Below are 6,000 nucleotides of genomic sequence, written 5' to 3'. Positions count from 1 at the left end.
AAACGAGCCCGGCATGTTTGCTTTGGCCCCGAAAGGGACACAATCTCCGTAACCGCCCTCTGAGGATGGGTGGTGAGGTGGAGCGCGGCGATCCTGGCAGACAGTGCCTCGTGTCTCATCTTCGGCGGATATCCAGCGGCGTCGCGGGCTCGGCGTGCTTCGGTCTTGTTGGCCGGGTCGATGCCGGACTTGGCCAGTGGTTCGGGTGCCAGTTCGGCAGCGGCTCTGCGACCGGCGAAGAGCATAGTTTGGAACCGGATATCCCGTTTGCCTTCATCGTGCAATTCTCCGGCGACTCGGACGCTGGAGGTGAGCCGCAGGTCGAGTCCGATGTTGCGAGCCATTTGCGCGGCACGTGCGGCTACCGCTCGCTGGTGTGGGTCGAGGCCGATCCGTTTGCCGGGGTATGCACTGCTGGAGCTGCCGGTCTCCGACTCGTCGTCGGCCTGTCGCGGGCGTGCCGCCGACAGCAGGATCGGGAACTCGGGTGTCCAGACGGCGCCCGTCACGGGGTCGAGCTGGCGGGTGGGTGTCGCTGTCATCGATGGGCGTTGCCGCTGGCTGGGGTAGCCGAGCAGTGTCTGTACGACCTGCCCGAGCAGGTTGTCGCTGGCTAGGGTGGCGAGAAGGGTCTTCAGCCGGTCCCGGTAGGCGTGTGGCCGGTCAACCTCGGGGTCGTGGCGTACGAAGTGCAGCAGGGCATTGATGGCGTCTTGTGAATCGTGGGCGTTTGCGGGCTGGTCTGACGCGGTGCCGGTGGTCAGGGTCGCAGTGGTGAGATAGGCGGCGAGGTGCCGTAGGTGAGGGCCGAGCCGCAGGATCGGGCCACGTTTGCGTGCAGCCAGGTCAGCGACATCGACGGCCGGGATGTTGCTGTCGGGGTGCCAGCCGAAGCGGTCGCAGCCGCCGTACTCGACCGGTACGACGATGGTGTCGCCGGGTCGGATGCGCTGCGCGGTGATGATCTCCGGGGTGCCGTCGCAGCGGTAGCGCAGAACCTGCGGGCGCTCGCGGTCATCGCACGAGCGGGGTGCCCGCTCGCGTCCGCGGTGTTCGGGTTGTGCCGACCGTGGGTCGCTCTCGGCGGGTTCGGGGATGTCGATGTCGGCGACGGGTTGCGCGTCGTCGTGTTGCAGCAGCCATCGGCGCACCTCGCGGGCCGGAACGTCGATGGTCTCGGTACTGGTCGTCGGGACAAAGCCAGCCACGACCGCCCACCGTTCGGGTGCGTCCAGCGGTAGACCTGCCCGCCAGGCGATGGTGACCGGTGGCACCTCGTCGGTGATGCCGTGCAGGTAGGGGGCAATCGGCGGGTCGGGATGCGGGGTGGGTGAGGTGCGGGTCCACGCGTCAAGCGTCGGCGGTAGGAGCACGGGTACGTGCACGGGCCGTGCGATGCTCGCCTCGGGTGGTGCGGTGGCGGCCATGGTACGTAGAGCGGCGGGTGAGGCCGGAAGCCCGTCCGCCGCCGCGTGAAGGTTCTTGAGCGTGCTGATAGGAGCCTGTTCGGTCAGCCACCGCCAGGTGGTCAGTCGGGCCTGTCCGTAGACGGGGTCCTCGTCGTCGGTGCTACTGTCGTGCACGACGTAGGCCGGGGCCGGGACGTCGCGTAGCCCCAGCCGGTTGAGCCGGCCGAGCCGTTGAATCAGCGCCGGCAGCGACGCCGAATCGGTGACCAGTGCGTCGACGTCGATGTTCGCGCCGACTTCGATGGTCTGGGTCGCGACGATAACGAAGGGGCGGCGGTCGTCGTAGTCGCGGCCGACCCGGATCCGGTCGTAGTAGCCGGCGAGCAGCAGTTCCCGGTCGATCCCCCGGCCACGGCCGGTCAACAGGATTGCTTCGACCTCTTTGTTGAGGAGTTCGAAGACGGCGCGGGCGCGGGAGACGGTGTTGACCACAACCGCGACGACCCCCTCTGGGGTCAGGCGCAGCGTCAGGTCGGCCAACGCCCGCGGCACGTCGAGGCTGGCCTTCCTGCGGCTGGTCGCCACCTCGACCAGGCGCAGCCGTTTCGGTGCCGTGAGCCGGCCGCCGGCGACCGGGTGGTGCCGGTCGCGGTCGGTGATGCTGTGCACGATGAGCTGCCGACCGGTGTCATCGGGCGTGGTTGCGGACATGATGACCAGGGCCGGTCTCAGCCCCAGCGGCCAGTCGTCGAGATTGAGCGCGGCGGTGACGGTGGCACGGAACGCCTCAGCGAGGTGGGCCTCGTCGACCACGATGAGGCTGTCGGTCCCGACGAGGGCCGCGTCGATGCTGCGGCCGTACTCGTTGACGCCGTAGCCGCGGAAGAGCAGCCGACTACCGACCTGGTCCACGGTGCCGGCGATAATCGCGTACCGGTCGGGACGTTCCAGCCAGATCCGGTCCCAGGTAGCCCCGCCGCGCATCCGGGTGACTGTGAGCACAGGGCCGTCTTCGTCGCCCTCAGCCCGCAGCGCTTCAGCCACTCTCGCGCAGATCGGCGTGCTGGCTGTCTGCAAGGCTCGGTTGAGCCTGACGGCATGCTCGTGCGCCTCGTCGACGACGAGACGACGGTCGACCACGAAGAACGTGCGGCGTTTCGCCAGGTCCGGTCGCAGGGCGGCGACGAAAACGGACACGTCGAGCACGGACGTCTTACCCAGCCCTGTCGGGACGTCGATGACGTCAGGCCAGCGTCCCTCAGCGAGGATGCGGTCCAACAGCGCCTGCTGCCACGGAAACGGCTCACGCAACTGGCCACCAGGGGTCAGATCCCCATGCACCTCGTTGACGAAGCCCGCGAAGTCGTCAGGCGTGAGGACGTGGTCAGCGGTTGCCACGAGACACCTCCGGCACGAACATGCCGCAGCCGAGGTAGCGCAACGCGCCTGCCAGCACCGGTCCACGCACAGGCGTGGAGAACTCCACCCGGCAATGCACGAAGGGCCGGATCGGACGGTTGGCTGGAATGCTGCCTCGCCGGGGTACCCGCACCGCACCCTGGACCAACGGGGCTTCCAGTACGGTCACTGACTCCGGACGCGGATAACCGGCCTTGACGAACCCGTCGGCGAGCATCCCCGACGGGTCACGCCGTCCCGGATAGCGATCCAGCATCACCGGCGAGACAGACACCCAGCGGCGGGTGCCCTCGGGCTGACCAGTCCAGCGATCGGACCGCAGCCCCCACGTCGGCGGCGGTTCCGCCGGGTCACCTAACCGCAGGATGCCGTCCGGACCACTGCGGAGTACCCGGATTGGGTCCTCACCGTCGGGACCGAGCAGGCCGCGCAGCACGGCGAGACGATCGTGGCGCGCCATCTCGGGCAGCGCGACCGCCACCCCGAGCAGGCGCCCGTCAGCGTGCCGGTGACCGACGTCCAGCAACGGCAGATAGGCCAGATGAGGCAAGTCATCGGCGCCGTGTCCGCTCGCCTGCGGCGGTACCGGATCGGCGATCCGATCGATCACCGCGCGGCGCAGAATATCGGTCACCGCCAGCAGCCGGTCCCCGCGCACCGGCACGCCGCCGCGCTGCCCGGGCCAGATCAGCAACTCCCGGTAGGGGCCGGTCGCCACCTCCGGGACCGGCTGCGTCGAGTCAGCGCCGAACGTGTACTCGATCGACCGGGCAACCTCCCACGAGCGCTGCCCCTCGGCGTAGGCGGCGCGGAGCTGGTCGGTGTAGCCCGGGTACGGCACCCGCAGCGAGATCGCCCCGGGTGTGCCGAGTCTCGTCGGCCGGTAGGTGACCCACGATTCACGCGCGGCGACCATCTCGTCCGAGATGACGACTTCGGCGGACGAGGTTGACCGGCCAATGTACGGCACCCGGCGAGCGAGCTTGGCCAGCCGCCACAGGATCCCGTCGTCGGCCTGGGCATCAGGCCATATGTAGGCGACGTGCTCATCGGTCGGCAACGCACCCACGCGGGTGCTGGCCCGGTTGGTCCGGCCCGGCCAGTTGGTGCTGCCGGACCTCGACTCGGTCGCGTTCGTCACCACGTACCCACTACGGATCGACGTCTCGACCAGGCTCGGCGGCACCGCCATAACCGACGGCGGGCCGGCGCCCTCCAGCCAGCGCAACGCCACATCGTCAGCCGTGTACGCGCGGGCATCCACCTCGGCGTCGTGCTCAGCCGAGGCAACCAGCGCACAGAACAACCGCGCCGGATGCGGCGGCCACTCCACCCTCGTCGCCTCATCCGCAGCGTCGTAGCGGCCCTCGCGCAGCCGCACGGTGATGCTCAGTACCACCCGGTTACTCCCCATCCCCAACGGACGACGTGATGGCGAAGCGGATCGCGGCGGCAAGCTGCCGGGTCGGTGTGATGGGCACGACGTCGCCCTCCATGACCACTCCAGCCGCCGCAGCCCGGTCGCGCAGCGTCACGAACGCCGCGATCGCCTCGGCCGCGCTCACCTCGACCGGCTCCCGCTCGCCACCGTCACGCTCAAAGAAGACCGTCTCGCCCATCCGAGTCAGGTCACAACCGGAACGCAGCCACAGCGACGGCCGGCCAAACGTCAACCGGTCCCCCACCAGCGCCAACGCGGCCAAAGTCGCCCGAGCCAACGTCGCCGCCTCCGCCGAGGCGTCACCGAACCGCAGCCGTTCCAACCCGGCCAACGAGACCCACCCGGTCCGGCGGATCTCACGAACGGACACGCCACCGTGGGCCGGGTTCGGGGTGATGTGCCCATGCCCGATCTCGCTCAGCTTGCCACCCTTGGCCTTCGCTCCCTCGGGCAGGAAACGCCAGTCACCTTCGGCCTTGCCTTTGTCATCGATCGCGCCGGTCAGGTTCGTCGGGTCGTACCGGCCAGCCCGCCGATCCCCCTGCACATACTCGACGCCGAACATCGAGGATGTGTAGATACGAGCGAACTTCGGCCACCGGCCCTTACGGTGCGAGTCCCACGCGCCAAACAGCAGCGAGTACGGCTCCCGCTGATACAGTGGCCGCACGTCGCCGGCCGTCGCCGAACGCAGCACCTTCCCGGTCTCGCTGTGATCGAAGCGAACCCCGCCGACCTCACTGTCCCTCAGGTACGCGTCAGCGTAACGGTGGGGAAAGTTCAGCGACGTGAGACGCACACCCTCTTCCTTCATAACCAGCTCGAACAAGGGCAGATCAACCCGACCGCCATCGCGCGCGGTCAACAGCGCCTCCTCGACCCGGTTCGCCTGCGACGGAGCCTGGTCAACCACCACTGTGTCCCGCTGCTCACCATCAACAAGCCGCCGCTCGAACAGGTACGGCCGCGGCAACCGCCCTTCCCGATGGGCAGCCCGAACCTCATGATCAGGGATAGGAAACGTCGGGGGCATGATCTTTCCGCCCTGCCCACCCACCGGCTGATAGACCCCGCTAAACGCGATACCCGCGTCGCGACGATCGTCGCCGACCGCCGCGATAAGGCGATCAACAATCGCGCCCATGATCTCTCCTGTCTTCGAAACGACAAGGCAACCGTCTACCGGACGGGTACGACACTGCCCGCTCCGACCAGGGCGAAGCACCGGTCGCGTTCATCCGAGAACGATCACACGTTCACGACAGCTACTTCTGTCATTAGCGGCCCCTTCGGCGAGGCTCACGCAATGCGGACTAAAAGCTGCGAAAGCCACCGCCGCATGAGAAGGCTGAGGGATTCCGAGGCTTTGTCATCAAGGAGCAGCAGTCGCGTGGGCGAACCGGGCGCCCGCGCCTACTACGACCGGCAAAGCACCTGCGGCGCAAGCTACAACGCCGCGCCGCGCCAGCTCGCCATCCGGCTCGTCGGCATCCTCCACGGATGCCTCAAAACGGCACGCTCTACGACGAGGCGACACCGCCTGGTCCCACCACCTCAACGAGGCCGCTGCTTGACATTCAATCTCCTGGGATGTCTTTCATCCAGGTATGCTCGGCAGTCCCTTGCGTTGCGGGCCGAGCCGCGCCGAATGCCCGCCGATACGACAGGTACGCCGCGCGGCTTTCGGTGAGGTGGTAGCCGCGGCTGCTCTCCACCGAGGCGAGAGCGCTG

At 68.2% G+C, this 6,000-nt stretch carries 3 protein-coding genes; all 3 read right to left on the bottom strand.

The window, feature by feature from the left end; all coding sequences use genetic code 11:
• Nucleotides 1–2,807 (bottom strand): type I-G CRISPR-associated helicase/endonuclease Cas3g (cas3g, locus tag V6U90_RS27670; protein ID WP_334442739.1); only part of this gene is annotated, 2,807 nt, incomplete at its 3' end.
• Nucleotides 2,794–4,227 (bottom strand): type I-G CRISPR-associated protein Csb2, encoded by a 1,434-nt coding sequence (csb2, locus tag V6U90_RS27665; protein ID WP_334442737.1) that lies wholly within the window; start codon nucleotides 4,225–4,227, stop codon nucleotides 2,794–2,796. The genes cas3g and csb2, both read right to left, overlap by 14 nt.
• 4 nt (nucleotides 4,228–4,231) lie before the next feature.
• Nucleotides 4,232–5,413: a type I-G CRISPR-associated RAMP protein Csb1/Cas7g gene (gene cas7g / locus V6U90_RS27660; RefSeq protein ID WP_334442735.1), complete on the bottom strand. Its 1,182-nt coding sequence runs from the start codon at nucleotides 5,411–5,413 to the stop codon at nucleotides 4,232–4,234.
• Between the last annotated feature and the right edge of the window lie 587 nt (nucleotides 5,414–6,000).

Origin of the sequence: Micromonospora sp. CPCC 206060 (assembly GCF_036906895.1) — a bacterium.
Taxonomy (GTDB): domain Bacteria; phylum Actinomycetota; class Actinomycetes; order Mycobacteriales; family Micromonosporaceae; genus Micromonospora.
Note: the sequence above shows the minus strand (reverse complement) of the source record. Positions and strands in the feature narration are given on the sequence as shown.

Bases quoted from the DNA above. Each gene is read 5' to 3' on its own strand.
- cas7g (WP_334442735.1), bottom strand. From the start codon at position 5,413: ATGGGCGCGATTGTTGATCGCCTTATCGCGGCGGTCGGCGACGATCGT.